This is a genomic window from Eudoraea sp. (assembly GCF_049669105.1).
Taxonomy (GTDB): domain Bacteria; phylum Bacteroidota; class Bacteroidia; order Flavobacteriales; family Flavobacteriaceae; genus Eudoraea.
On record NZ_JBATKE010000109.1, the window covers coordinates 1 to 24,815 of the forward strand.

26 protein-coding genes are annotated in these 24,815 nt (G+C 35.7%); 13 read left to right on the top strand and 13 right to left on the bottom strand.

From position 1 onward, the window contains the following. The 8 genes from WBM60_RS09395 to WBM60_RS09430 form a co-directional block, all read left to right on the top strand. Positions 1-1,081, top strand: a 1,081-nt coding sequence (locus tag WBM60_RS09395; protein ID WP_424283002.1) for a hypothetical protein, incomplete at its 5' end; no start/stop codon positions are given. Positions 1,082-1,106: 25 nt separating this feature from the next. Further along, positions 1,107-3,119, top strand: coding sequence for an Ig-like domain-containing protein (locus WBM60_RS09400; protein WP_424278819.1), 2,013 nt, complete (start codon positions 1,107-1,109; stop codon positions 3,117-3,119). A gap of 4 nt (positions 3,120-3,123) precedes the next feature. Beyond that, complete coding sequence (locus WBM60_RS09405; RefSeq protein WP_424259314.1) at positions 3,124-4,092, top strand: PorP/SprF family type IX secretion system membrane protein; 969 nt, start codon at positions 3,124-3,126, stop codon at positions 4,090-4,092. A gap of 87 nt (positions 4,093-4,179) precedes the next feature. Next, complete coding sequence (gene idi / locus WBM60_RS09410) at positions 4,180-4,722, top strand: isopentenyl-diphosphate Delta-isomerase (protein ID WP_424259315.1); 543 nt, start codon at positions 4,180-4,182, stop codon at positions 4,720-4,722. Continuing rightward, complete coding sequence (locus tag WBM60_RS09415) at positions 4,719-5,126, top strand: 6-pyruvoyl trahydropterin synthase family protein (protein WP_424259316.1); 408 nt, start codon at positions 4,719-4,721, stop codon at positions 5,124-5,126. The genes idi and WBM60_RS09415 overlap by 4 nt, the downstream gene beginning before the upstream one ends. Positions 5,127-5,129: 3 nt before the next feature. Then, a complete protein-coding gene (locus WBM60_RS09420; protein WP_424277149.1) occupies positions 5,130-5,591 on the top strand; it encodes a peroxiredoxin in 462 nt (153 codons plus the stop codon). Then, complete coding sequence (locus WBM60_RS09425) at positions 5,588-6,556, top strand: type I phosphomannose isomerase catalytic subunit (protein ID WP_424277150.1); 969 nt, start codon at positions 5,588-5,590, stop codon at positions 6,554-6,556. Before WBM60_RS09420 ends, WBM60_RS09425 begins: the two co-directional genes overlap by 4 nt. 31 nt (positions 6,557-6,587) lie before the next feature. Beyond that, a complete protein-coding gene (locus WBM60_RS09430) occupies positions 6,588-6,857 on the top strand; it encodes a hypothetical protein (RefSeq protein WP_299163958.1) in 270 nt (89 codons plus the stop codon). 16 nt (positions 6,858-6,873) lie between these two features. On the opposite strand, the gene WBM60_RS09435 is transcribed toward WBM60_RS09430, so the two are convergent. The 4 genes from WBM60_RS09435 to WBM60_RS09450 form a co-directional block, all read right to left on the bottom strand. Beyond that, positions 6,874-7,581 carry a DUF4369 domain-containing protein gene (locus WBM60_RS09435; RefSeq protein WP_424259319.1) on the bottom strand — a complete coding sequence of 236 codons (708 nt, stop codon included), beginning with the start codon at positions 7,579-7,581 and terminating at the stop codon, positions 6,874-6,876. Between the two features lie 45 nt (positions 7,582-7,626). Further along, a complete protein-coding gene (locus WBM60_RS09440) occupies positions 7,627-8,889 on the bottom strand; it encodes a DUF819 domain-containing protein (RefSeq protein WP_424277151.1) in 1,263 nt (420 codons plus the stop codon). A 73-nt stretch (positions 8,890-8,962) separates the two neighbouring features. Next, positions 8,963-11,185 (bottom strand): DUF5916 domain-containing protein, encoded by a 2,223-nt coding sequence (locus WBM60_RS09445; RefSeq protein WP_424259321.1) that lies wholly within the window; start codon positions 11,183-11,185, stop codon positions 8,963-8,965. A 283-nt stretch (positions 11,186-11,468) separates the two neighbouring features. Continuing rightward, on the bottom strand, positions 11,469-13,712 hold the full coding sequence (locus WBM60_RS09450; RefSeq protein ID WP_424283003.1) for a transglycosylase domain-containing protein: 2,244 nt from the start codon (positions 13,710-13,712) through the stop codon (positions 11,469-11,471). Positions 13,713-13,815: 103 nt separating this feature from the next. Here WBM60_RS09450 and WBM60_RS09455 point away from each other — a divergent pair, with 103 nt between their 5' ends. Beyond that, on the top strand, positions 13,816-14,589 hold the full coding sequence (locus tag WBM60_RS09455) for a S1/P1 nuclease (protein WP_424283004.1): 774 nt from the start codon (positions 13,816-13,818) through the stop codon (positions 14,587-14,589). A 204-nt stretch (positions 14,590-14,793) separates the two neighbouring features. Here WBM60_RS09455 and WBM60_RS09460 read toward each other — a convergent pair whose 3' ends face one another. Beyond that, a complete protein-coding gene (locus WBM60_RS09460) occupies positions 14,794-15,378 on the bottom strand; it encodes an alpha-ketoglutarate-dependent dioxygenase AlkB family protein (protein WP_424259719.1) in 585 nt (194 codons plus the stop codon). A 13-nt stretch (positions 15,379-15,391) separates the two neighbouring features. Further along, positions 15,392-16,264, bottom strand: a complete 873-nt coding sequence (locus tag WBM60_RS09465) for an AraC family transcriptional regulator (RefSeq protein ID WP_424259718.1) — start codon at positions 16,262-16,264, stop codon at positions 15,392-15,394. Positions 16,265-16,482: 218 nt separating this feature from the next. Here WBM60_RS09465 and WBM60_RS09470 point away from each other — a divergent pair, with 218 nt between their 5' ends. Next, positions 16,483-17,067: a hypothetical protein gene (locus WBM60_RS09470; protein WP_424259717.1), complete on the top strand. Its 585-nt coding sequence runs from the start codon at positions 16,483-16,485 to the stop codon at positions 17,065-17,067. Between the two features lie 99 nt (positions 17,068-17,166). Here the strand turns inward: WBM60_RS09470 and WBM60_RS09475 are convergent, their stop codons facing one another. Beyond that, complete coding sequence (locus WBM60_RS09475; protein ID WP_424283005.1) at positions 17,167-17,352, bottom strand: hypothetical protein; 186 nt, start codon at positions 17,350-17,352, stop codon at positions 17,167-17,169. Between the two features lie 194 nt (positions 17,353-17,546). On the opposite strand from WBM60_RS09475, the gene WBM60_RS09480 reads away from it, so the two are divergent. Beyond that, positions 17,547-17,954, top strand: a complete 408-nt coding sequence (locus WBM60_RS09480; RefSeq protein WP_424276812.1) for a hypothetical protein — start codon at positions 17,547-17,549, stop codon at positions 17,952-17,954. A gap of 49 nt (positions 17,955-18,003) precedes the next feature. Here the strand turns inward: WBM60_RS09480 and WBM60_RS09485 are convergent, their stop codons facing one another. The 4 genes from WBM60_RS09485 to WBM60_RS09500 all read right to left on the bottom strand — a co-directional run bounded on the left by WBM60_RS09485 (position 18,004) and on the right by WBM60_RS09500 (position 21,011). Then, complete coding sequence (locus tag WBM60_RS09485; protein ID WP_424264274.1) at positions 18,004-18,636, bottom strand: MOSC domain-containing protein; 633 nt, start codon at positions 18,634-18,636, stop codon at positions 18,004-18,006. Positions 18,637-18,761: 125 nt separating this feature from the next. Further along, positions 18,762-19,145, bottom strand: coding sequence for a hypothetical protein (locus WBM60_RS09490; RefSeq protein WP_424264276.1), 384 nt, complete (start codon positions 19,143-19,145; stop codon positions 18,762-18,764). 292 nt (positions 19,146-19,437) lie between these two features. Further along, complete coding sequence (locus tag WBM60_RS09495; protein ID WP_424277263.1) at positions 19,438-20,529, bottom strand: helix-turn-helix domain-containing protein; 1,092 nt, start codon at positions 20,527-20,529, stop codon at positions 19,438-19,440. A gap of 128 nt (positions 20,530-20,657) precedes the next feature. Beyond that, positions 20,658-21,011, bottom strand: a complete 354-nt coding sequence (locus WBM60_RS09500; protein WP_299163945.1) for a DUF6249 domain-containing protein — start codon at positions 21,009-21,011, stop codon at positions 20,658-20,660. 135 nt (positions 21,012-21,146) lie between these two features. Here WBM60_RS09500 and WBM60_RS09505 point away from each other — a divergent pair, with 135 nt between their 5' ends. Together WBM60_RS09505 and WBM60_RS09510 are read left to right on the top strand one after the other, a co-directional pair. After that, positions 21,147-21,731: an RNA polymerase sigma factor gene (locus WBM60_RS09505; RefSeq protein WP_424283006.1), complete on the top strand. Its 585-nt coding sequence runs from the start codon at positions 21,147-21,149 to the stop codon at positions 21,729-21,731. Next, positions 21,718-22,137, top strand: coding sequence for a hypothetical protein (locus WBM60_RS09510; protein ID WP_424264282.1), 420 nt, complete (start codon positions 21,718-21,720; stop codon positions 22,135-22,137). Before WBM60_RS09505 ends, WBM60_RS09510 begins: the two co-directional genes overlap by 14 nt. 35 nt (positions 22,138-22,172) lie before the next feature. On the opposite strand, the gene WBM60_RS09515 is transcribed toward WBM60_RS09510, so the two are convergent. Both WBM60_RS09515 and htpG read right to left on the bottom strand, forming a co-directional pair. Next, positions 22,173-22,532 carry a DoxX family protein gene (locus WBM60_RS09515; RefSeq protein WP_424283007.1) on the bottom strand — a complete coding sequence of 120 codons (360 nt, stop codon included), beginning with the start codon at positions 22,530-22,532 and terminating at the stop codon, positions 22,173-22,175. 130 nt (positions 22,533-22,662) lie between these two features. Beyond that, on the bottom strand, positions 22,663-24,549 hold the full coding sequence (htpG, locus tag WBM60_RS09520; protein ID WP_424283008.1) for a molecular chaperone HtpG: 1,887 nt from the start codon (positions 24,547-24,549) through the stop codon (positions 22,663-22,665). Positions 24,550-24,815 lie beyond the last annotated feature (266 nt).

Genomic DNA, 24,815 nt, shown 5'->3' on the forward strand with positions numbered 1-24,815 from the left:
TGTTGGTACGGACGATCAGAATATTGCAAGCCTGGGTGTGAATACCTCAACTAACGTATTAACGGTAGGCATAGAGGATGGTACCAGTCAGACTGTAGACTTGTCTCATTTAGATGATGCAGGTACCGACGACCAGAATATAGAGAATTTAGGATTGGCCGGAAACATACTTACTGTAGGTATTGAAGACGGTACTTCACAGACGGTAGATTTATCCGCCTTAAACGATTCAGGTACAGACGACCAGAATATAGAGAGTTTAGGATTGGCCGGAAACATACTTACTGTAGGTATTGAAGACGGTACTTCACAGACGGTAGATTTATCTGCCTTAAACGATTCAGGTACGGACGATCAGAACCTAACCGGAGCTACCTTAACAGGAAACAGTCTTCAGATAGATATTGAGAATGGTAGTTCTACGACCGTGGATCTTTCTACTCTTTTAGGTACAGACGATCAGATTTTATCAACCAGCGGAGCGGCTGGTAATATTCAAATAGAAAACGGAAATACATTGAATCTAAATGTAGATGATGCGGATGCAAGTATAACCAACGAAGTCAATACAGCTTTTGCAGTAAATGCAGGCAACCTGGAAATCACAGATAGTAACAGTACACTTTCTGTACCCCTTACAAGTTTAGGAACAGACGACCAGCTTGCTTCGGAAGTAAATTCTGATGCACCTGTTGATGTGGATGGAGACGGAAATACGGAAGCAACAGTAGAAGATGTAATACAGGATATAGCACCTATTACGGCCAAAGCAGCACGGATATTTTATCCGCCTTCAATAGCGGTAGATGCTTCCACCAACGGATCATTCAATGTTGATTTATATGCACAGTATATTGCTCAATTTGGGACTCCAACTGTGGCAAGTACCGGTGCACCTGCAGCAGTTCCAACCTATGCTGCAACAGATTTATATTATTATGTAACCTATGCCGATCCAACTGTATTTAATACAAATCCCGGTGCAATGACAATAAATGCCAGTGGGGTATTATCCTATGAAATAATAGGCCAACCTGCCGATTATAATTCATTAATCAACGTTGTGTTTGTTGTTAAATAAAAAAACATAAAAGCCACTGATAAGTTTGAAGACTAACAACAGATATAATCTACTAGTCCTCAGTATTGTTTTTACATTACTGGGGATTAGTGCATCCAATGCCCAGTTTTTGCTTCAGGCACCCAACAGTGGTGATGAAACTAATTTTAGATGGTATGAAGCATCAGATACTTCAACGGTTTTAAGTACTGATTTCTTTTATGAAACCAGCACTCCGGGTGTTTACTTTGCTACTTATGACGGAACACTATGTGGTTCTAATGCGACAGGATATTTTATTTTGACTGATTGTACTGCTCCTGATAACCAGGTTACTATGGATATTACGGCAAATATTAATGGCAGTGCAACCGTCAGCTGGACCCCTGCTGTTTCTGGGAATCAATTACAGCCCGTGGTGACTTCAACAACTTCGGTCGTTCGTTATGTAGCCACAGTAAATAAAGCAGGTAATTCAATTGATCTGCCTGGTTTTACAGTGGTATGTCTGCAACAGGCAGCCACTTTGGTAGACGACTTTATTACGCTCGATGAAGATACTTCCATCCTTGTGCCAATTTATGACAATGACAGCGATCTCCCTACAATAGGAACTTTGACAACTACGAATCCTGCTAATGGTTCAGTTAGTATTAATAACAATGGGTCTCCGAATGATCCAACAGATGATATTGTTAACTATACACCAAATCCGGATTACAACGGCCCCGATTCATTTGATTATACCGTCTGTAATACCACGGGAGATTGTAGTACAGCAACAGTTACTGTAGATGTGTTGCCTATAGTAGATGCATTACCTGATTCTATAGCCACTATAGAAGATATTGCTGTTGATATAGACATTTTAGCCAATGACAACGATATTCCTACAGTAGGGACCCTCACAAATACGAGTCCCGCTGATGGCACAGCTGTAATCAATAATAATGGTACTCCGGGAGATCCTTCGGATGATAATATCACATATACTCCTAGTCCCGGTTTTATTGGGACGGATTCCTTTACCTATACCCTTTGCGATAGTTTATCCAATTGCAGTACTGCAACAGTTACCATTCTGGTAAACCCCATTGGTGTAGACCTTGATACAGACAACGATGGTATAGTGGACAGTTTTGAAGATTTAAATTTAGACGGGGACAATGACCCTTCAACAAATCCAACAGATACGGATAGTGACGGCATAGCAGATTATCTCGATATAGATAGTGATGATGATGGTATTCCGGACAACGTAGAAGCGCAATCAACCGCAGACTACACAGCACCTAGCGGTATAGATGCCAATAATAACGGGCTCGATGATGTATATGAGAATGGTGGTGGATTGGGAATACTTCCTGTAGATACAGATGGTGATGGTTTTCCGGATTATGTTGATACCGATAGTGACAATGACAATGTTCCGGATAGTATTGAGGGGCATGATTTGGATAATAATGGGATTCCTGAAGCAGTATTTATAGGTTCTGATAAGGATAATGATGGCCTGGATGACGGCTATGAGGGTTATACAGCTATAGATGACGATGTCAACGATGAAATTGATGATCCATTTGATATGTTGCCAAACACAGATGGTGATTCCGAATCTGATTATAGGGATACTGATGATGACAATGACCTTATACCCACTGCATCTGAGGATACTAATGGGGACGGAGATTTTGCTAATGATGATATGGATGCAGACGGTATTCCGGATTATTTAGAACCTAATGCGAGCGAAGAGGATATTGAGGTATTTAATGTAGTAACCCCTAATGGCGATGGTATTCATGATGTTTTGAGCATTAGAGGGCTTGAAGATTTCCCAAATAATACGATACGAATTTATAATAGATGGGGCGTACAGGTTTATGCTACAAATGCCTATAATACACAAGGTAATGTCTTTGATGGTACATCTCAAGGCAGAGCAACTGTAGATGTGGATAACAAACTTCCTGTAGGCACATATTTCTATATCCTTGATTATGAAAATGAAGATGGAATGCAGAAATCACTATCCGGATATATATACATTAATAGATAAACCAATGCTGAAATTAACACAAAAAAGTCATTTGCAAAGAAGCCTGATAACCATATCTAGTCTTCTGGTTGTTCTATTAACCGGAATTCTTAATGCTCAGCAGGATGCGCAATATACCCAGTATATGTACAATACGGTGAGTGTTAATCCGGCATATGCCGGTTCCAGGGGCCATATGAGTATAGCAGGATTATATAGGTCTCAATGGGTAGGTTTGGATGGAGCGCCAAAAACCCAAACTTTCAATATGCATACACCATTGGGATATAGAGGCGTTGGTCTTGGGGTATCTATTGTAAACGACCAAATAGGACCTACATCAGAAACGTTTTTTGATCTCGACTTTTCGTACACTATACAACTGGCTAAGGAATCTCGCTTAAGTTTTGGATTAAAAGCAAGCGCAAGTTTGTTAGATATCAGATTTTCTGAGTTAAACCAGGATGTAACAAACCCCGGTGGACCGGACCCTACATTACAGGAGGATATTACTAATAGGTTCTCACCCAATATAGGCGGTGGAGTATATTATCATACAGATAGGTTTTATGCGGGGTTATCTGTTCCCAGAATTTTGGAAACTTCTCATTTTGATGAATCCTCGCTTTCAACAGCCAAGGAACAAATGAATTTCTATCTTATTACAGGTTATGTTTTTGATATGAGTGCATTTTGGAAATTTAAACCTGCCCTGTTGCTCAAAGCAGTACAGGGTGCGCCTTTGGGAGTAGATTTATCCGCAAATTTTATGTACAATGATAAACTCATAATGGGGCTCGCTTACAGATGGGATGCTGCGTTTAGTGCACTGGTAGGTTTTCAGGTGTCTCCTTCATTTTTAATAGGCGTAGCTTATGACAGAGAAATTACAGAATTGGGACAGGCCACTTTTAATAATGGTTCCTTTGAAATAATTCTGAGATATGAATTTATTAAAGTCAAAGGAAACTTAAAGTCTCCACGCTTCTTCTAGAATTATCTCTTATATAGTTACTTAACTTTATCAATTTTTTTGATACTCTTAACCCTGAATATTGCATAAAGATGCTACTTTTGCAAGATGGGAAATAAAAAAGAGGAAAATGTTATTCTCGTAAATCAACTAGATGAAGAGATTGGTTTAATGCCTAAAATGGAGGCTCATGAAAAGGCAGTACTGCATAGAGCTTTTTCAGTTTTTATTATGAATAAAAATGGTGAGACCATGCTACAGCAAAGGGCGCAACATAAATATCATTCTCCATTGTTGTGGACCAATACCTGTTGTAGTCATCAACGTCAGGGCGAGACTAGTTTAGAAGCTGGTAAAAGGCGGCTACAGGAGGAAATGGGTTTTAAAGCAGATTTAAAAGAACTTTTCTGGTTTATTTATAAAGCTCCTTTTGACAATGGTTTAACGGAACACGAGCTTGACCATGTTATGATTGGATATTATGAAGACCCACCAGTTATAAATAAGGAGGAAGTGGCAGATTGGAAATGGATGAGTCCAGCAAAGATTAAACAAGATATTTCGGACAACCCCAATGAATACACAGTTTGGTTTAAAATAATATTTGAAAAGTTTTACGATCATCTTGTTAAAAACCATCAGGTAATATGAAAGTAAAAGTCAGCCGTAAGGCTCATTTTAATGCTGCACACCGCTTGTACCGTAAAGATTGGGATGATAATAAGAATAATGCAGTTTTTGGCAAATGCAATAACCCCAATTTTCATGGACATAACTATGAATTAGTAGTTAGTGTGACCGGGGAAATTGATCCTGAGACCGGTTTTGTCATAGATATGAAAATTCTGAAAGATTTGATCAAGTCTGAGATAGAAGAAGCTTTGGACCACAAGAATCTAAATGTTGAAGTCCCGGAGTTTAGGACATTAAATCCAACTGCAGAGAATATAGTTATTTTTATCTACAATAAATTAAGGCCTCATTTAGATTCAAACAAGGAGCTGGAAGTTATTCTTTTTGAAACACCTCGCAATTTCGTTACTTATAATGGCTAAGTCATGGGTCTGAAAGTTGGGCAACTCATTCCGCAATTTGCGCTACCTGATCAGGATGGCAAGTTATTTAATAGCAATGATATAGTAGGGAAGAAACCCTTTGTAATTTTCTTTTATCCAAAAGATTACACTCCTGGTTGTACATTAGAAGTATGTTCTTTCAGAGACAGTTATGAGGAGTTCACCGAACTTGGAGCGCTTGTCATTGGCATCAGTTCTGATTCTGAGAATACACATCGTAAATTTGCTTCGAAATATCGCTTACCATTCAAACTTTTGGCCGATAAACATAAGAAAGTACGTGCTTTGTTTAAAGTTGAGAGTAAGTTGTTCAATTTACTTCCGGGCAGGGAAACTTATGTGGTAAGTAAGGAAGGAGTGATACTCATGGTATTTAATAGTGTTAATGCCTCACAACACATGAAAAAGGCCTTGGATGCACTTAAGAAGTTGAATTCGAAATGAATCTATATCCATTAAAATTTTATCCTATACTTAAAGAACGTCTTTGGGGAGGTACAAAACTAGGCAGATTATTAGGTAAAGAATTGGAAAGTGATCTTATTGGAGAAAGCTGGGAATTATCCGGAGTAACGGGAGATGTTTCGATTGTTGCCAATGGATCTTTTAAAGGAACTACACTGACAGATTTAATTAATCGATTTCCTGAAGAGATACTTGGAAAAAGTGTTTTGGAACGTTTTGGAAAAGAATTCCCAATCCTGATTAAATTCATTGATGCTCAAAAAGATCTTTCCATTCAGTTGCATCCTAATGATGAACTTGCAAGAAAGCGTCATAATTCTTTTGGTAAAACCGAAATGTGGTATATAATGGATGCCGATAAAGATTCCGAGCTAATAATTGGATTTGAAGAAGATATTTCTAAGGAAACTTATGTTGAAAGTCTGAAGAATGACACTTTAACAGACTTATTAAATTATGAAAATGTAAAAGAAGGTGACGCTTATTTTATAAGTGCGGGTAAAATACACGCAATAGGAGCAGGGGTATTAATAGCAGAAATACAACAAACTTCTGACCAAACTTACAGGGTGTATGACTATAATCGAAAAGATGCTCAGGGAAATCTAAGGGAATTACATACAGAATTGTCCATTGACGCAATTAGTTACGTTAGGCAAAACGACTTTAAAGTTAGCTATCAGCAAGATACAAACGTTTCCAACCCAATGGTAAACTGCCCCTATTTTAGAATCAACTTTATCAGTTTAAATAAAAACGTCAGGTTCGATGTTTCTGATCGGGATTCCTTTACCATATATATGTGTCTTGATGGGGATGTCAAAATAGCTAACGATTTTGGATCAATCTCAATTAAAAAAGGGGAGACCGTTTTGGTACCCGCTATTACCAGCCAAATTCTTTTGAATTCTGAACGAGCCAAACTTCTGGAAATTACTATTTGAAAAAGTGTACTTTTACACAAAATTTTGAGCGATGGCAAATATTAGAGAATTAAAAAAAGATATAAATTACGTATTAGGAGATATTATTGAAGCGGTTTATATTGTTGAGGCTTCCAATGACAAACCAGGTTCTAAAGAAGGGTCAGAGATTATTGATGGTGCGATAGCTACTTTTGATGATTTAATTTCAAAAGTAAATATAAAAGGTGTGGACAATAAAAAGGAACACTTAAAGAACGTACGCAAGGAACTGGAAGAAAAAGCCAGAGCACTGGTAGATAAACTTAATAAATTACCGTAAGTCTTTTCCTATTGTATTATTTATTTTTTTCCTCTTCCAGATATTCTTGAAGGGCCCTGCCGTATTTACCATTGGCTACTTCCGGACTTAGTGAATTATTAATAGAATCAAGGTAAATTTTGTTTGCGTCTGGAACTTCTTTTAAGGCTATATATGGGGCAATATGAGATTCTTTGTTATTAAGAGCAAAATTTAGAGCAAAGAGATAACCCCTGCGCAAGTTCCTGTCACTTGCTTTTTGAATGGAATCTTGAGTTAAGGAATCTTTAGGGGTCTCAGGGTCATAGACGGCCCTCATAATTTCCAGATTTGTTGTGTTAAAACGGGACATGACTTTCCTGTATTCTTCAAGTTTCTTATGACTTTCAGAACCTTCAATTTTAGCCTTGGTATCGAATGTATTCCAATTTGTATTAATAGTAATTATACCGGGCTCACCAAAAAAAGTAATCCTGTCATTTATATCATTATTGTCCTTTTTATTAAGGTATAAATAAAAAATTTCAGGACTGTCCAGTTCAGTTTTAAACGTGAAGTTACCATCACCTTCAATTTTCAGAGAATCTATTACTACAAGAGAAGTATCCGGTATATGCTGAAGATAAAGCGTGCCTTTTTTTAATCCTTTTACCTTACCGGTAACGGTCATCGTATTTTCGGTATCCTTAGTTCCGCAAGAGGCTAATATGGCAAAGCTTATTAAAGTAATTATTACGTTCCTCATAGTATTTTATTTCTGCCGCAAATATCATTAAAGTTTATTGGAAATTTAAACTTTTGAAGCAATTTCCATTAGCAGACCACATATATATGCACCGGCAGTACCTACAACATAACCCAAAACAGCTAGCAGAATACCTACAGAGGTGAGCGAAGGGTGAAACTCTGCTGCCACGATTGGTGCAGATGCCGCTCCACCTACATTAGCCTGACTACCTACAGCCAGGAAAAAATAAGGAGCTCTAATAATTTTAGCTACAAGAATTAATAACCCCGCGTGTATGGAAATCCAGATTAGACCTACTGCAATCAAACCTGGTTTGTCTAAAAAGCTTCCTAAATCCATTTTCATCCCAATGGTTGCCACAAGGATATAGATAAATAATCCTCCGATTTTACTTGCACCGGCTCCTTCGTAATTTTTAGCCTTTGTGAAGGACAGGACTATACCAATGGTTGTAGCAAAAACAACCATCCATAAAAATTCTGAACCCAGTGAAGAAAGGGCTTTTTGCTTATTCCGGATAACTTCAAAATTATCTTGTAAGAATTCTGAAAAATGGAAACCGCTAAAATGAGCAATACCAACTGCAGTAAATGCCAAACTCAACATAATTATATAGTCATGAAGCGTTGTAACCCTCGTAATTTTTGCGGTATATTCCGAAACTTTTGTTTTAAGGGTTTCAATAGAAGATGTATCAGCCTTTAACCACTTATCAATCCTGTCAGACTTTCCAATCCCCAGAAGGATTATGGCCATCCAAATATTAGCTACAACAATATCTATCAATACCATGTCCCCGAATTTTTTGGGGTTATAAGCAAAAACTTCAAGCATGGCTGCCTGGTTTGCCCCACCGCCAATCCAGCTTCCCGCAATTGTAGATAAACCTCTCCATACCGCATCAAAATCATTTCCGCCTACCGTTTCAGGAGAAAAGATGGAAACTATTAAAATGGCAATCGGGCCACCTACAATAATACCGGCAGTTCCTGTTAAGAACATAATAAGTGCTTTGGAACCGAGATTTAGTATCGCTTGAAGATCAATACTTAATGTCATGAGCACCAATGCCGCTGGCAGTAAATACCTGCTGGCAATATAATACAGCTTTGAATTTTCTTCAGTAATAAGTCCCGAACTGGTTAATATTGCTGGCAGTAAGTAGCACATTAAAAGAGTTGGAACAATTGTATAGAATTTTTTCCAAAATCCGGTTTTAATGGAAGAAGTGTAAAATACAAATCCAAGACAGAGACATAACAATCCAAAAATTACGGTGTCCTCAGTTATTGGTAAATGGTTCATGGAAGCCTATTTAATGGTGTAAAGCTTTCAAATATAATGAAAATAGGTGGGGCTAATCACACTAAAAATGAACCTAAATATTCAACCAATAAGTTATTTTTAGATTAATAGATCTTGTCTTTGGTGCAAAACCATCCACAAAATAATTATCATTATAAACAAGAAAAAGATCAGAAAGTGGAGCAAAACGCCATTGCAATCTGGAATTAATGCCAAAATTGTCTCGTTGATTACTATATTGAATTAAGGTTGACCAAAATATTGATTTGCTAAAGGTGACTTCAATTTTTGGACTTATTAACCAAATATCTGCACTGGGGTAGGGGTCTGGTAATTTAATTTTATCGTACCTCATGAACATGGAAAGAAATACTTTAGGCTGGAAACGGAAAGTCATTCCTCCCTGAAAAGAAAAACGGTCACCATTAAAAAAACGACCAATAGATGGTTCGACGGAATAAGAGAATATTTTTCTACTGTCGGAGTTAAACTCAGCTTTCACGCTGTTATAGTGATATCCTTGATTCCCTGGTAAAGGTATAGCGCCTTCTGTATCTGTTGGATCAAAATCATCGATTAAGAAAGTATATATATTCGAGAATTCCGCGCTGAACCTGGACTGATCCTTTAACCTGGCTTCCCACTGACCTCTGAATTCATTGTCAGTATTCTTAAAATCCATGCTTGGGCTCCATATAAAAATAGGAAAGAACTGGAAAGAATGATTTTGGATAAAACTATTACTTGGCCAAAACACACGTTCAAGTTGAACAAAGCTTTTTAAAATATCCGTACGCCTTACAAAACCCAAATCTGATCTGAAATCTTCGCCCACATATACCAATTTACCTGAAGCCTTGTAATTCCTAGAGTTGTATTCCAGGCGCGCGCCGGTGGCTAAATCTTTACCGTTACTCTCCGGTTGAAATGACTTTTGAAAAAAGAATTTTCCACTCCATACATTATCCTGTGAAATAAGATTGTAATCCAGTCCTAGAACTCGATTGTATTTATCCTCCGGTAGAACAAAATCGTAATCTTTAAAAGATTGCCTGTTAATAAAGAATAGACCAATGTTTGACCTTGCAAAAACTTTCTGTTGCAGGGCCAGCATCATATTGTTATTAGAAGGGATTTCGTTCTCTTCATCCGCTGCGGTTTGAATATTTAGAAAACCCAACCTGAAGTCTTTAGTCAATTTCCCACTTAATCGAACGCCACCAATGATCCTGTTTTCGATAGTATTATCTGCAGTATCCTGTGCAATACCTATCCTTCTGGAAAAAAAAGGATTTGCATCCCTTGAATCACCAAAACTCCCGAAAAGGTCATTATTATCTATAAAGAACTGTCTTTTTTCCGGTAGTGAAATTTCAAATCGCGTAAGATTTGTGACCTGATCATCTACTTCGACCTGAGAAAAATCCGGGTTTACGGTAATATCCAGATTCATGCTATTGCCAATTGAAACTTTTGCATCACCACCAACAGAAAGTTTATTCGTATTATCGCCTTCCTCAAAATCCTGAAGTGCACTTCCATTTACATAGGGGATGAGAGCTAGAGGAGTTCTGGACTTCCCCAGGGGTTTCTCAAAAACCATATCACCCATAAAGCCTAGACCAAATACTCTTTGGTTTTGGGGAATATTTATCCAGGTACTGGTTTCGTTAGATTGACTGTCAAACCGGTAACTGTTAAACTTCCATTTTGTTTCTCCTTCTTTAAACTTAAATGAAGTGAGCGGAATAACCATTTCTGAAGTATACCAGCTGTTATAAACCTTTGAATCTCCTTTCCACTTTACATCCCATGTTGTAGTAAAATTCCTGGAGTCCTGGCCTCCTCCGGAAATAAGGCCTTCTCTGCGCACCCCATAAGGGTTAATACCAAATAAAAAGGCGTTTGTACCATCACTAAAAGTATCAAAAAGTAAGCTAATATTATCGCTGTTCCCGGCCCGATAATCTCTTTTTAAGGATTGAATGGCATAATCCTTACCCAAAGCATATACCGTAATTCCTATATAAAGGTTTTTATCATCATAAAGCATTTTAATATCTGTCTGTTGTCTGGCCTGAATGGAATCTAAAGGAAAATATTCCCAAAAATTATTAGCGCTATTCGCTGTTTCCCATATGGGTTCATCTAAAACCCCATCGGGTACAATAGTCTTGTTGATTTTTTTAACAATAAAAGACCTGGTTTCATTCTGACCGTAGTAAATAGCATTATTACTTTGTGCGTAAAATGCTATCGAACTAAGAAATAAGGTTAAAAAAACAAACGTTTTCACCCTTAAATATGGATTAGACATCATAAAAAGTCTAGACAATTTTTAAAATCGTTTTTAATAGAAAATAGGATACAAATATCTTCCTTTTTATTTTGTGGACAATTCCATTTCTGTAAACGACCTGAGTTGCATTGTGAACGACATTTCCCCAGGTAGTACGTTTAGTTATTTATGGATTACTGATGATATTTTAATGTGGTATAAAAACATAAAATTACAGTTATATTCTGTCAAATTAGTATCAAAGTTTTATTTTTTTTGATTTATATCTGTGATGCTAATTTTACTGCTTAAAATTTTTGGTTTTCTTCTTTTTGGGATTTTTAAAAAGTCTTTTAAAGAAACCATCTCGTTTTACAGGTTCGCAATCAAGCATTGAAATAACCGCAGCATCCGGTTTAATAAACTTTGCCCTGGTTATGTAATTATAGGATGTATCACTATTTAATTTTTGCATCCAAAGAGCAAAAATAGGCAATGCCGCACTAGCCCCCTGACCAAGCGAAGTGTTTTTAAAACCAATTTCGTGATTGTCTAAACCCACCCATGTAACATGAATTATTTTGGGAGTAAGGGCGACAAACCAGGCATCTTTATTATTCTGGGTTGTTCCAGTCTTGCCTGCAATATCATTTTTTAAACCGTAAGTATTGCGTATTCGGGCTCCTGTTCCTTCGTTAATGGCAGCTTTCATAAATTCCAGCATAATCTGCCGGTTTTCTTTACTAAATGCTTGAACGGAAGAAACTGTTGGCACAAAAGTATCAAGGATAGAATCTTTGTAATTATGTATGCTACTTATCAAAATGGTTTTAACAGCTTTCCCGTTATTTACATAACTGGCATATGCCCCTGCCATTTCTTCTACACCTATTTCACCTGCACCAAGTGCTAATGATGGTAAACTTGGTAAATCTGCCGTAATTCCCATTTTTTTAGCCTGTTCCAGCACATTCGGTATTCCTGTTTTTTCCAACACTTTTACGGCCACAGTATTTACTGAATTACTCAATGCCTGTTTCATGGAATAATTCATAAAGGGCTCATCTTTGTTCCCCGAATTGGATGGGGACCAGCCCTCCATGTTTTTATATACAACTTCTTCTGCAGAAAAATAAGTGCATGGCGCAATTCCATTTTCCAATGCTGCAGTATATACTATGGGTTTAAATGTAGACCCTACCTGTCTTCTGCTCTGAGAAATATGATCATATTTAAAAACTTTATAATCAATTCCGCCTATCCACGTCTTTACAGCGCCAGTACCGGGATCTATTGAAATAGAACCGGTGTTTAGAAATTTCATGTAATGCTTAACGCTGTCTATTGAACTTTTTTCGAGTTCTTTTTCCCCTTCCCATGAAATAAGAGTCATTAATTTCTTCTGTCTTAAGGTATCCAGGGCTTGTTCCTCATTCAACCCCTTTTCTATAAGATTTTTATAAGCTATTGATTTCTTCACCGTTTTAAGAATTAATTCTTTATTAGTGAGCCAAGGGGCAGAATTACCATAACTCTTCTCAAAACTTTTTTGAAGTGCTTTCATATGAGTTTTCATAGCTTCTTCTGCTAAGACCTGCATTTTATAATCGAGAGTAGTATATATTTTAAGCCCTGAGGTATAAATATTATAAGAATTTCCCTGTTTATTTTGAGTTTTACACCAGTTGAGGATTTGCTTTCGAACTTCTTCTCTAAAATATGGAGCCAATCCCTGATTATGGTCAAAATTCTTATAATTTATTATCAACGGCAGAGATACCAGGCTATCTTTTTCTTCTGTTTTAATAAAGCCTTCGTCTGCCATGGCACTCAATACCAGGTTTCTTCTTAGGAGACTATTTTTAGGAAAAACTCTTGGATTATAGGTGTAGGTGGCTTTAAGCATTCCTATAAGAACAGCCGCTTCCTCAATATTTAGTGAATGGGCGCTTTTACCAAAGAATTTTAAGGCAGCACTTTCTATACCAAAAGTATTGTCACCAAAAGAAACTGTGTTTAAATATTGCTGTAAAACCTCTTCCTTACTATAAATTGCTTCAAGTCTGGAAGCAACAATCATTTCTTTAATTTTATCAATGGTCAAATAGAACGTTCCCGTTCTTTTTCTGGGATAAAGATTTTTGGCTAACTGCTGGCTAATGGTACTGCCACCGCCTGAGGCTTTATTTTGCAATAAAACCGTTTTTAAGGCAACACGGAATAAACTTCTGTAATCTATTCCCGAATGATCATAAAAACGTTCATCTTCAATAGCTATAAGTGCATTTATTAAATGCTTTGGAATATTTTCATAAGATATAGGTTGTCTGTCATTGAGGTAATACTTTCCAATCAGAACGCTATCTGCGGTGTATACTTCTGAAGCTCTTGGGTGTTGAAATTCTGCTAATGATTTCTTGTCTGGAAGTTCTCCCCAGGCGCCAAAATAAATACTCAGCACAAAAATTATGGTCATCGATATAATCATGACCATTACGATCAGAGCATACCTCAAAAGGGGAGGGTTTATCTTTTTAAAAATCACTTTTATGGATTTATTGGTGCAAGATGATATAAATTAATTAAAATAGTACATGCCTTAACAATAGATTAATGCCCTATTCTTTAATTTTGAAAAAAATTCAGCTATGAGGAGTATTGTTTTGTTATGTCTTTTGAGTGCCCATTTAGTAATGGGAAATTCTAATTTCTGGTCCAAAACCGGGCACAGGGTAGTTGGAGAGGTAGCAATGGGGCATTTGAACGGAAAAACTAAACGCGCGGTTTCAAAATTACTACACGGACAAAGCCTGGCAGCAGTTTCCAATTATGCTGATATAATTAAGTCGGACAGGGCCTTTAAAAATTTCTCAGCCTGGCATTATGTAAATATACCGTTGGACAAGAATTATTCAGAGGTGGAACCAAACCCAAATGGCGATTTGGTTACCGGAATTCAAAAATGTATTGTAATACTAAAAAATGAAAATAGTACTGAGCCGGACAGAATCTTCTATTTAAAAATGCTTATTCATTTAATTGGTGATTTGCATCAACCCATGCATGTAGGGCGGGCAGAAGATAAAGGAGGTAATGACATTCAACTGCAGTGGTTTGGGAAAGGCAGTAACTTGCATAGGGTTTGGGATTCAAATATGATTAATGATTATGGTATGAGTTATACCGAACTATCAAAAAAATTATCGGTCCTAAATAAAGAACAAATAAGGGAAATAAAAAAAGGTACAGTTCTGGAATGGGTGAAGGAATCACAGGAATTGGTAAATGAAATATATTCCTCAGTTGGGAAAGGAGAAAAGTTAGGCTATTCTTACAGTTATAAATATTGGAACACCGTAGAAAAACAATTACAAAAAGGTGGACTCCGTTTAGCTCAGGTATTAAATGACATTTTTAGTTAAGCCATATAGAATTGGATAATTAGAATGGTAATTTGCCTAATAAATAGGAAATTAAGCGATGTTTTATGTCTTTTAATTCATTTTGCAAGTTATACTAATAAGGTTGTGTATGAGGAAATTAGCATAGTATACCAAAGTGTTAAAGATAGTATTCAACTCTGCAGTAAATGGTATAAAAAAATCGACTTATATAAGTCGATTTTTTTATTGGATAACTCTAAAGGTCAGGTTAATTCTTTCCCCAATTGGCCTGGTTGTTTTGGGTATTTGATGGTGCCAGTTATGTTGTGTTTGGCCACTCATTAGAAGCAGACTTCCATGCTCAAGAAGGATTTTATGTTTTAAGTCCTTTAATTTCCTATGCCTTAGGTGGAAATAGCGCTCCTGGCCCAGAGATACTGACGCTATTACCGGATTCTTACCTAATTCCTCTTCATCATCTGAATGCCAGCCATTACTGTCTTTTCCATCTCTATAGAGATTTAAAAGACAGCTTGAAAATTCAACGGGTGTCAACTTTGATATTTTTTTCCTAATATCTAATAAGGTTTCATTAAATGGCAGAGGATTCATAACAATACCTGAATAGGAATAAGATCGATTATTATTTCCATATAGTGCCGTTAACCGGGGCTGATGGTATAATTTACCATAAACTCTTATTTCATCCTGACGCCATGGTACTGAAGATTTTAGCAATTCGAAATAGGTACTGGCATTCTCATAGTCCAGGAAATTGGAGAAATATGTGATATCGCTATCAGGTAGATGTAATTTTAATTGTTTCAAAAGTTTTAATCTATTATTGGACCACTTTTTTTAACCTGTTTCGGTATTCAGAAGGGTTTTGACCGGTAAATGCCTTAAAAGATTTATTAAAGTGCGAAAAATTATTAAAGCCGCTTTCAAAACAAATGTCTGTAATGCTCATAGGCTGTTCAGCAAGTAATTTTGATGCGTGCACCAGGCGATATTCATTAACAAATTGAATAAAGGTTTTGTTTGTTATTTTTTTGAAATATCGGCAGAAGGAAGGAACCGTCATTCCGGCCCTATCTGCAATTTCAGAAAGGGTTACTTCTTCTTTGAAATTATTTCTCACATGATTAAAAACGATATTTATTCGGTCGTTATCCTCAATATCTGTTTTAAACGAGAATCCTTCCGCATTCAAAACCTTAAAATCCTGAGAATTTGCCAGTTCATTTAATATGGACAAAATGGATAACAACTGTTCAAAATCTGATTCATTTTCCAGATTTTCCAGTTTTTCACCAACTATATTTTTGGTTTCACCACCAAAAGCAACGCCACCCCTTGCAATTTCGAACAAAGTCTGGGTTTGTCTCATTTCTGGAATATTAAAAAAAGAATTACCCAAAAAGTCCGCTTTCATTTGTATAACAATTTCACTTTTATTCCCTGTAAACTTATCAGTAAATCCACAATGAGGTAAATTACTTCCAATTAAGATTAAATCACCATCAGTATAACATGAAATGTGACTTCCAATCTGGCGTTTTCCTGCTCCTCCGTTAACATAGACTAATTCTATTTCAGGATGGTAGTGCCACAAATTGTCTTTGTTATTCTTTGAGGAATCAAATTTTTGATACGTATATGAATGCCCAAAATTAGGGGCAATAGCTTCAAAAGCCGGTTTGTACTTTTTCATTTTTTTTTTGATGATTGATAAGATAAAATTACTCAACCCCGTTTTAGTCTTTTGTTGCAAAATTACCCAATATATGTGCAATATTAACCTGTATATTAAAAATGTGTTAATATGCGGTTAAAATAGGATATAAATTAGAAAACCTGGATGTATTTCCTGAAATGCTTTGGTGGTAAGTTTGTCCTGTAAATTATTCATTAACTCTAAAACGAAATGTTATGAAAACAAATTTGAAATTTACCGCAATGATTGCCTTTATGTTTATTACAGTAGTAGGCTTGGCAAAAGAACCTAAAGTAAGCTTGATGACGGAAGGTCAATCCAAAAGCTTAATTGTTGCATTAGATTCAAAAAACAACAAGACTATTCTCAAGATAATTGATGAAAATCAGAATATTATATTTTCGGAGAAAATATCAGTAAATTCTTATACCAAGAAGTTTGACCTGGATAAACTTGAGAACGGTTCTTATTTATTTGAATTGGACGATTCCCTAAGGACCTTAACTTATACAATAAGGGTTGAGAACGAGGAAGTAAAAATTCTGAGAAGAATTGAAAATAACAAACCTATATTCAGGAAAATCGGCGCTAAACTCTATCTTAATTTACTTAATCTGGATAGTAAAGATGTAGAAATCAAAGTTTTCGATAGTGATAACCGCACTTTGTTTAGTGAAGTAGTTGAGAACGAAAATATAGTATCTAAGGCCTTTAATTTTGAAACAGCTCATAAAGACCGCTATACTATAGTAGTAAAGGATGGTGAAAATACTTATTATGAAGACATTGTAGTTAATTAGTATGTTCTTTAGTTTAGTTTAAAAAGGGGCCTTGTTGGCCCCTTTTTTTTACGAATATTTTTTTAGACGTTCACATTTATATTCTTGAAGCGCAAGATTTTATATTAACAGCCTTAAGATTTTTTCATCTTTTTTCTTTGCATAAAGCAATTGACATAATTGATGCGAGGTTAATAAATTATCTGAAGGTTTAACAAGGCTTAGGTTATCTCCTGAAGAGGCCTGACCTTTTTGCAGTACATTAACATAGGCCCCCGGGAAATCATATTCAATGTACTCTTTCAAAACCCGGGGAATAATCATTGCGGGCTATAGTTGTAAAATTACCCAAAATCTGTAGCATATTAACCTATAATCTATAATAGGATTAATATTCGGTTAAAATAGGATATAAATATGAAAACCTGGTTGTATTCTCTGACATGCTTAGGTGGTAAATTTGTCCTGTAAATTATTCATTAACTCTAAAACGAAATGTTATGAAAACAAATTTGAAATTTACCGCAATGATTGCCTTTATGTTTGCTTCAGTAGTAGGCTTGGCAAAAGAACCTAAACTAAGCTTGATGACAGAAGGTCCGTCTAAAAGCTTAATTGTAGAATTGGATTCAAAAAACAACAAGACCCTTCTAAAGAGAATTGAGAATATCAAGCCGGTATTTAGAAAAAAGGGAGCAATGCTCTTTCTTAACTTACTTAACCTGGATGGCAAAGACGTGCAAATTAAAGTCTATGATAGTGATAACCGCACTTTGTTTAGTGAAGTAATTGAGAACGAAAGCATTGTGACAAAAGCTTTTAATTTTGAAACCGCCATTGAAGATCACTACACGGTAGTGGTAAAGGATAGTAAAAATACATACTATGAAAGCATTGTAGTTAATTAGTATGTTGTTTGGTTAAGTATTAAATAGGGGGCCTTTTTGGCCCCTTTTTTTATAGATATTTTTTTAGACGGTCTCTTTTATATTCGGGTAATGCGAGATTTTCTGTTGCTAGTTTTAAGACTTTTTCATCTTTTTTCTTTGCATAAAGCAATTGAAAAAATTGATGTACTGTTAATAAATTATCTGAAGGTTTAACAAGGCTTAGGTTATCTCCTGAGGAGACCTGACCTTCTTCAAGTACTTTGACATAAGTCCCCGGGAAACCATATTCAATGAACTCTTTCAAAATCTGCTGAGTACCAAACCGAACCCCTAATTTAAAACAAGGTTCCCTGGGTTGTGATATCTGCACCAATGCACTGCCAATTTTATATATATCACCTATTCTGATCTGTGTTTCATCCATTTCGGTAACGCTAAGGTTCTCTCCAAACATTCCCCAATTCCATTCAAGATTCGGATAGCGGTTTTTCCAATACGGATAATGTTTAACAGAAAAGAGATAACAGGCCTTATGAATACCTCCGTGTACCCTGCGGTCTGCAATAGAATCATTCACCACTGTTTCTTTTTCTAAAACTAAAGGTGAGCTTGTTGGGTATTTAAAGATCCCTGTACTTAGCACTTTTCCATTCCAGGTAATTCTGGTTAAATTCCCAATATTCGTAGATAACACTTGCATCTTCTAAAGATATGTCGCCCCGTTATCAAATACAAACCGAATATTTGAAATTCATCTAAATCCGAAGTTCAGGGGTGCTTTTGATATAAAGCTAAAGGAAGCAACTTGCTGCTTAAGAGGAATTATTATTTTAGTTTTAATTCCGTAACAATAAATTTTAAGATTCCAAGGCCAGTATTTTCGACATCAAGAATAAGCTCTTCATTTTCCTTCATATTGAACGAGCAGACATCCCCTTTTTTAAACTGACCAAATTGGATTTTTCCATTACCCAAATGTATTACCCCAAATCCGTCGGTAATGCAGGTATAGCTAAAATCGTTTACAACCCTTCTAAAAGTAAGCCTTTCCTTATGTTTGAGAGTAATATCCCACAAACGGAATTCATCATTTTCATATAGCAGGGATTGTCCTAGTTCTTTTGAAAATTCCTCAGCTCTCAACTCTTTTAATCTGCTTATTTCCCAACTTTCAAAATTTCCCTCAGGACTTAATTCTAGTAGATTCATGCTCATTTATTTTTAAGGTGTGTAACATTATCAGACAAAAAAATAGGGCCAATTCATTGGCCCTATAAGGGAACTACCTAAATTCAAAATCTTATGTTACACTTCTCTAACCGGGTGAATATTAAACATTCATATTCAGCTGTTGATTTTGAGGTGCAAATATTGATAAAAACCTTGGTTTAGACTTAAAATTTATTTCTCAAGAAGTTTTGATTTCAGAATTATATACTGAAAAAGGGAAGAAGCCACTGCCAAATAATAATTGGTAAATTTTTCAAACACCTCAGATGTTCTAACTTTCTAATTCCTCGGTGTGATAATTCATAGGGGTAGTCCCTGTTGCTTTTTTAAAAGCGGAATAAAAAGATGCCTTACTATGAAAACCAACTTCACGGCTAAGCCCTTCTATACTTAAATTATTGAGAATATCAGTTTTTAGGAGCTCCTGAGCCCTATTTATCCTGAACTCATTAATATAAGTATTGAAGTTCTTATTATAATGTTTATTAATTGCCATAGAAACATCTCTCGGATGTACGCTAAGGGCTGTCGAAATATCTACGACTGTAAGGTCTTGTTTTGAATAAATAGCTGAATCAATTATGTATTCATCTATCCTGTTAATTAAATCTAACACTTTTTCTTTTGAATCTTCTTTCTGTAATGTTGAATGCTTTACTGGCAGGTTGGCATGCTGCACCGCGGAAAACACATTATATTGGATAATTCCACTAATGGCAATAGAGAAAACAAGTATTAAGTTAGCACAGGCTATCAGCAATTCAAAAATCGGTGCGACCTTGATAAATAAGGTGCCGATTCGTATTCCTACAAGGACTAAACAAAAAACAATAAAAAACCTGGTCCATTGTAATTGTTTGTTCTTAACCGTGGCAAATTGGTTTTTTACTTCTTCCGTATGATTATTAACATATTTGTTTATCCTAATTACTATGTAAAGGGAATAAGAAATCCCCAGAACGAAAAAAATTTCGAAAAGATAAGTCCCGCGCAGGTATTCTTTTGTTGATTCGGGTAATAAAAACAATAGAAATAGCAATAAAATGGAAATTGCTCCAGGATACAGTATCCTATAAGTCACTCTCTCATGCGCAAATATGGAGATCTTTTGTACATAAAGAAAAAAGAGTGGAAACAAAATCCATGAAAAACTAATAGGCAGAAGAAGTAATCCCGGATGATTTTCCAGTATTTTAAAATCCTTAAGCATAACTGGCAAAAACTCAATAGCAAACCCGATAAGAAATAGGCCAAGAAAAAACGTGGATTTATTCCTTCTGTGAATAAAAAGAAGAATAACTCCTAAAATTAATCCTTGAAATATCCCTAAGGCATGAACTAAGGAAATAACATCCGTATCCATTTAAAAACATTTTGCGCTCTTAAAGTTCTACAATGTATCGCTTTAAAACAAATTATTGGTCTGGCAAATAAAAAAGCCATCACATATCTTTGCGATGGCTTATTATCCAGGGTAATGGATAAACTTATTTATTCCTCTTTGTCCAACTTTTTTGTAAGTGTAAAACCCGCAAAAAGTCCAAGTCCGGCCATCAGGAAGATTGTTCCCGGATATGCCACTTCCTCATCCAAGCCCATTGCATTTACAAATACAGAGGCTATAAATATGGCCAAGCCCACACCTATCAATAATAATGAAAAATTAAGGATGAGTACTTTCCAGAAAGGGGCTGCATGTCCGCGTTTTCCTTTAACAAAAATACTTGCATCGGCACCTTTTTCAATTAACGCCAGGCGTTCTTTATTTCGTGTCGAAAAATATAAATAAAAAACCCCAAAAATTGCCCCGAATACGAGCGCAACTATAATAATTTCTCCTCCCATTTTATTTAGTTTTTAATGATTAAACAATTTGTTCATTGGGTATGACGATCAAATTTCCAGAATGGTTACAGGATTGGCTATTTTTTTTAGTATTTTATGTAACCAGGAGGTTATTTTATAAGTCTGATATAACAAATGAGCCAAAAACCGGACGACTACCTTATTGATAAGGTTATAAAAGGGGAAAACAATGCCTATGCTGAATTGGTAGACCGATATAAGCAAATGGTATATACTCTGGCATATAAAATTGTAAAAAACCGGGAGGATGCTGAGGAAGTAGCGCAGGATACTTTTGTAAAAGCTTATAATGCATTGAATGATTTTAAGGGTGATTCTAAGTTTTCTACCTGGTTGTATAAGATTGCTTATTACAGAAGTTTGGACTATTTAAATAAGAATAAGAGACGGGTTAAGACAACCAAAATAGATATTTCTGAAGAATATAATATTGCATCACTAGATGATGCCTTAGATGCGCTGGAAGCAAAAGATAGAACAGAAATAATAAAACATGCCATTCAGAAACTACCCGGTGAAGATTCAGTTTTAATTACCCTGTATTATTTTGAAACGCTGTCATTGAATGAAATATCAAAAGTTATGGGGATATCTCCTAATACTATTAAAGTGCGGTTGTTTAGAGGAAGAAAGCGTTTAGCGAAAATTTTGGAAAATAATTTAGAAAAAGAAATTATACATAGTTATGGAAGAAAATAAAGATAAACGGCTTGATGATTTTGTGAAAAAAGTTGTAAAAAATGCAGGGCTTGAGACACCTTCTGATCGCTTTACCCAAAGTATTATGTCAAAAATAGTTGCTCAAAAAGAGAATAGCAACGTAACTCATTATAAGCCCTTGATTTCAAAAACAGGCTGGCTAGTTTTAGCCGCTATTACTCTTTTTCTGTTTGCTTTCATAATTTTTGGAAATTTAGACCTCAACGTTGGTTGGCTGCCGAGTATTGGTCAGGTGGCTTCATACAAAATTGGTTTTTTTGATACTCTTAAACAGTTACGTTTGCCTAATACCCTGGTATACGGACTTATGGGACTTACATTTTTTATTTATGTGCAGATTATTTTTTTGAAAAAGCATTTGGAAAATAGATATGCCGCAAACTGAGCATTCATAAAAATATACTGAGCTTAAAATAGCGTTTAACTATACAAATAGGAATACGCCCAATACATAAGTCCAAATTGTAGTGGGATTCTTAGAAGTAGGATCCATCTGGGGATTCCTGTAGACGCTTTTTTTCCCGATAACATATAAAAGTGAACAGTAAGGAAAATAGCTAACATAACTATTATCCCATATATGGCGGGATCTTTAAGTTCAGGAGACAACAGGCTTATTCCCAATACTATTTCCGAAATTCCACTTAAAGCTACCAAAAGTTGGTGATTGGGAAGATACCTGGGCATAATGCGGAGGTAGGCTTTGGGTTTTATAAAATGCATAATACCTGCCAGGATATACATTAAGGACATTAGCAGAAAATGCCAGGTATAATTCATATACTATGAAATAATATAAAATTAAAAATAAAAAACTTCACGGGCCACCGGAAATTATCCTATAGATAATCTATGTGTGCCCGTGAAGCATTCAATGAACATGAATTTCTTGCAAATTTTTGAAAATCACCTATTTAATCATCTCGTAACTTCGGCTAATAAACTTAGTTAGTTCTTCTCCCCTTAGCAGGCCTTTTGATAATCGGGCAAGATCCAAAGACTGATTTATTAATCGATCTCTTTTTTTAGCTGTCTTTGTCCCAAGAATTTCACTAACCAGTGGATGATTTATATTTACTATTAAATTATACATTTCAGGCATGTTTCCCATGCCAAACATTCCGCCACCTCCGGTTTGCTGCATTTCCTTCATACGTCTCATGAACTCCGGCTCTGTAATTATAAAAGGAGAAGCCTCACTGTCCATGGCTTCCAATTGTACAGTATAACCTTTATCTGTAGTTACCTCTTCTATATTAGTTTTAAGCCGTTCCTTCTCTTCATCAGACAATTTACTTATTTGTGTATCTTCCTTTTTAATTAGATTATCTAAATGATCGGCATCTACCCTGGCAAAAGACAATTTCTCATTTGAAGTTTCTAATTTTTGCATCAAATGTGATACAATAGGCGAGTCAAGAAGTAGTACTTCAAAACCTTTAGCTTTGGCCGCTTCAATATAACTATGTTGTGACTCCTTATCTGATGCATAGAGTACTACCAATTTGTCATCTTTATCTGTTTGTAGGGCTTTAATTTTTTCCTTCAACTCTTCAAAAGTGAAATAAGCGCCATCAACCGTCGGATACAAAGCAAATTTATCTGCTTTTTCAAAGAATTTTTCTTCGGACAACATTCCGTATTCGATGACTATTTTAATATCATTCCATTTTTTCTCAAAATCCTCACGATTATTTTTGAATAAAGCTGTAAGCTTATCTGCAACCTTTCTTGTTATATATGAGGAAATCTTCTTAACTGCACCATCTGCCTGGAGGTACGATCTGGAAACGTTCAGGGGAATATCCGGGGAGTCAATTACACCTCTCAGCATCGTAAGGAATTCAGGAACTATTCCTTCAACATTATCAGTTACAAAAACCTGATTCTGATATAGCTGAATTCTGTCCTTCTGAATACTTAAATCATTAGTTAGCTTTGGGAAATAAAGTATGCCTGTCAGATTAAAAGGGTAATCCACATTTAAATGAATATGGAATAAGGGTTCTTCAAATTGCATTGGATACAATTCCCTGTAAAAATTCTTGTAATCCTCATCTTTTAAATCTGCAGGCTTTTTAGTCCAGGCAGGGTTGGGATTATTTATTATGTTGTCAACTTCTTTAGTTGGAGCCGGATCATCTTCTTTCGCATCTTCAGGTTTGGGAAGAGTCTCTGTCTTTGTTCCAAATTTAATTGGAATAGGCATAAATTTATTGTACTTGTGCAATAAATCAGTTATCCTGTTCTCCTCTAAAAATTCAGTAGAATCATCAGCAATACTCAAGACTATTTCTGTACCGTGCTCTTTTTTGTTCGATTTTTTCAAATTGAATTTAGGAGAACCATCACAGCTCCAATGTACCGCTGGTGCATCGGTATAACTCTTGGTGATAATCTCAACTTTATTGGCAACCATAAAAGAAGAATAAAAGCCCAAACCAAAATGTCCGATAATGCCTGAGTCTTTGTCCGCATCCTTGTATTTGTCAAGGAATTCTTCTGCACCGGAAAACGCTATATCATTGATATACTTTTTAACTTCTTCCTCACTCATACCAATCCCTTGGTCAATGATATGAAGTTTTTTGCCCTCCTTATCTATCTTCACCTCAATCATCGGATTTCCATACTCTAACTTTGCCTCGCCAATTGAGCTAAGGTGTTTTAATTTGAGCGTCGCATCCGTGGCATTTGAAATTAATTCGCGTAAAAATATCTCGTGATCGCTATAGAGGAATTTTTTAATTAATGGGAAAATGTTTTCAACTGAAACATTAATCTTACCTGTAGCCATATTTACTAGTTTTTTTAAATTACAACTTACACATGTCAAAAAAAGTACCATACTGTATGTAGGTGACAAACTGACACTTTAACTTCTTCCGGAATTTGCAAAGCCAAACTTTAACAAATTTTATGTTTAATTTATATGTGTAATAATTAAACATTATGTATTTTTGTGTTGTGATTGCGAATCATCAATTGCTATGAAAAAGATTTTTGATTTTGTAATCAGATTGTTTATTAATTGGTTAGGTTGTTTGAAAGTGTGCTTTTTCT

What these genes read in the sequence shown, in the direction of transcription:
- WBM60_RS09490 (WP_424264276.1), bottom strand. Translation starts at nt 19,145, where the DNA reads ATGAATCTACTAGAATTAAGTCCTGAGGGAAATTTTGAAAGTTGGGAA.
- WBM60_RS09515 (WP_424283007.1), bottom strand. Translation starts at nt 22,532, where the DNA reads ATGAATTATACCTGGCATTTTCTGCTAATGTCCTTAATGTATATCCTG.
- WBM60_RS09440 (WP_424277151.1), bottom strand. Translation starts at nt 8,889, where the DNA reads ATGAACCATTTACCAATAACTGAGGACACCGTAATTTTTGGATTGTTA.
- idi (WP_424259315.1), top strand. Translation starts at nt 4,180, where the DNA reads ATGGGAAATAAAAAAGAGGAAAATGTTATTCTCGTAAATCAACTAGAT.
- WBM60_RS09485 (WP_424264274.1), bottom strand. Translation starts at nt 18,636, where the DNA reads ATGCAAGTGTTATCTACGAATATTGGGAATTTAACCAGAATTACCTGG.
- WBM60_RS09425 (WP_424277150.1), top strand. Translation starts at nt 5,588, where the DNA reads ATGAATCTATATCCATTAAAATTTTATCCTATACTTAAAGAACGTCTT.
- WBM60_RS09415 (WP_424259316.1), top strand. Translation starts at nt 4,719, where the DNA reads ATGAAAGTAAAAGTCAGCCGTAAGGCTCATTTTAATGCTGCACACCGC.
- WBM60_RS09495 (WP_424277263.1), bottom strand. Translation starts at nt 20,529, where the DNA reads ATGGATACGGATGTTATTTCCTTAGTTCATGCCTTAGGGATATTTCAA.
- WBM60_RS09430 (WP_299163958.1), top strand. Translation starts at nt 6,588, where the DNA reads ATGGCAAATATTAGAGAATTAAAAAAAGATATAAATTACGTATTAGGA.
- WBM60_RS09405 (WP_424259314.1), top strand. Translation starts at nt 3,124, where the DNA reads ATGCTGAAATTAACACAAAAAAGTCATTTGCAAAGAAGCCTGATAACC.
- WBM60_RS09420 (WP_424277149.1), top strand. Translation starts at nt 5,130, where the DNA reads ATGGGTCTGAAAGTTGGGCAACTCATTCCGCAATTTGCGCTACCTGAT.
- WBM60_RS09435 (WP_424259319.1), bottom strand. Translation starts at nt 7,581, where the DNA reads ATGAGGAACGTAATAATTACTTTAATAAGCTTTGCCATATTAGCCTCT.
- WBM60_RS09480 (WP_424276812.1), top strand. Translation starts at nt 17,547, where the DNA reads ATGAAAACAAATTTGAAATTTACCGCAATGATTGCCTTTATGTTTGCT.
- WBM60_RS09465 (WP_424259718.1), bottom strand. Translation starts at nt 16,264, where the DNA reads ATGAAAAAGTACAAACCGGCTTTTGAAGCTATTGCCCCTAATTTTGGG.
- WBM60_RS09455 (WP_424283004.1), top strand. Translation starts at nt 13,816, where the DNA reads ATGAGGAGTATTGTTTTGTTATGTCTTTTGAGTGCCCATTTAGTAATG.
- WBM60_RS09500 (WP_299163945.1), bottom strand. Translation starts at nt 21,011, where the DNA reads ATGGGAGGAGAAATTATTATAGTTGCGCTCGTATTCGGGGCAATTTTT.
- WBM60_RS09505 (WP_424283006.1), top strand. Translation starts at nt 21,147, where the DNA reads ATGAGCCAAAAACCGGACGACTACCTTATTGATAAGGTTATAAAAGGG.
- WBM60_RS09470 (WP_424259717.1), top strand. Translation starts at nt 16,483, where the DNA reads ATGAAAACAAATTTGAAATTTACCGCAATGATTGCCTTTATGTTTATT.
- WBM60_RS09510 (WP_424264282.1), top strand. Translation starts at nt 21,718, where the DNA reads ATGGAAGAAAATAAAGATAAACGGCTTGATGATTTTGTGAAAAAAGTT.
- htpG (WP_424283008.1), bottom strand. Translation starts at nt 24,549, where the DNA reads ATGGCTACAGGTAAGATTAATGTTTCAGTTGAAAACATTTTCCCATTA.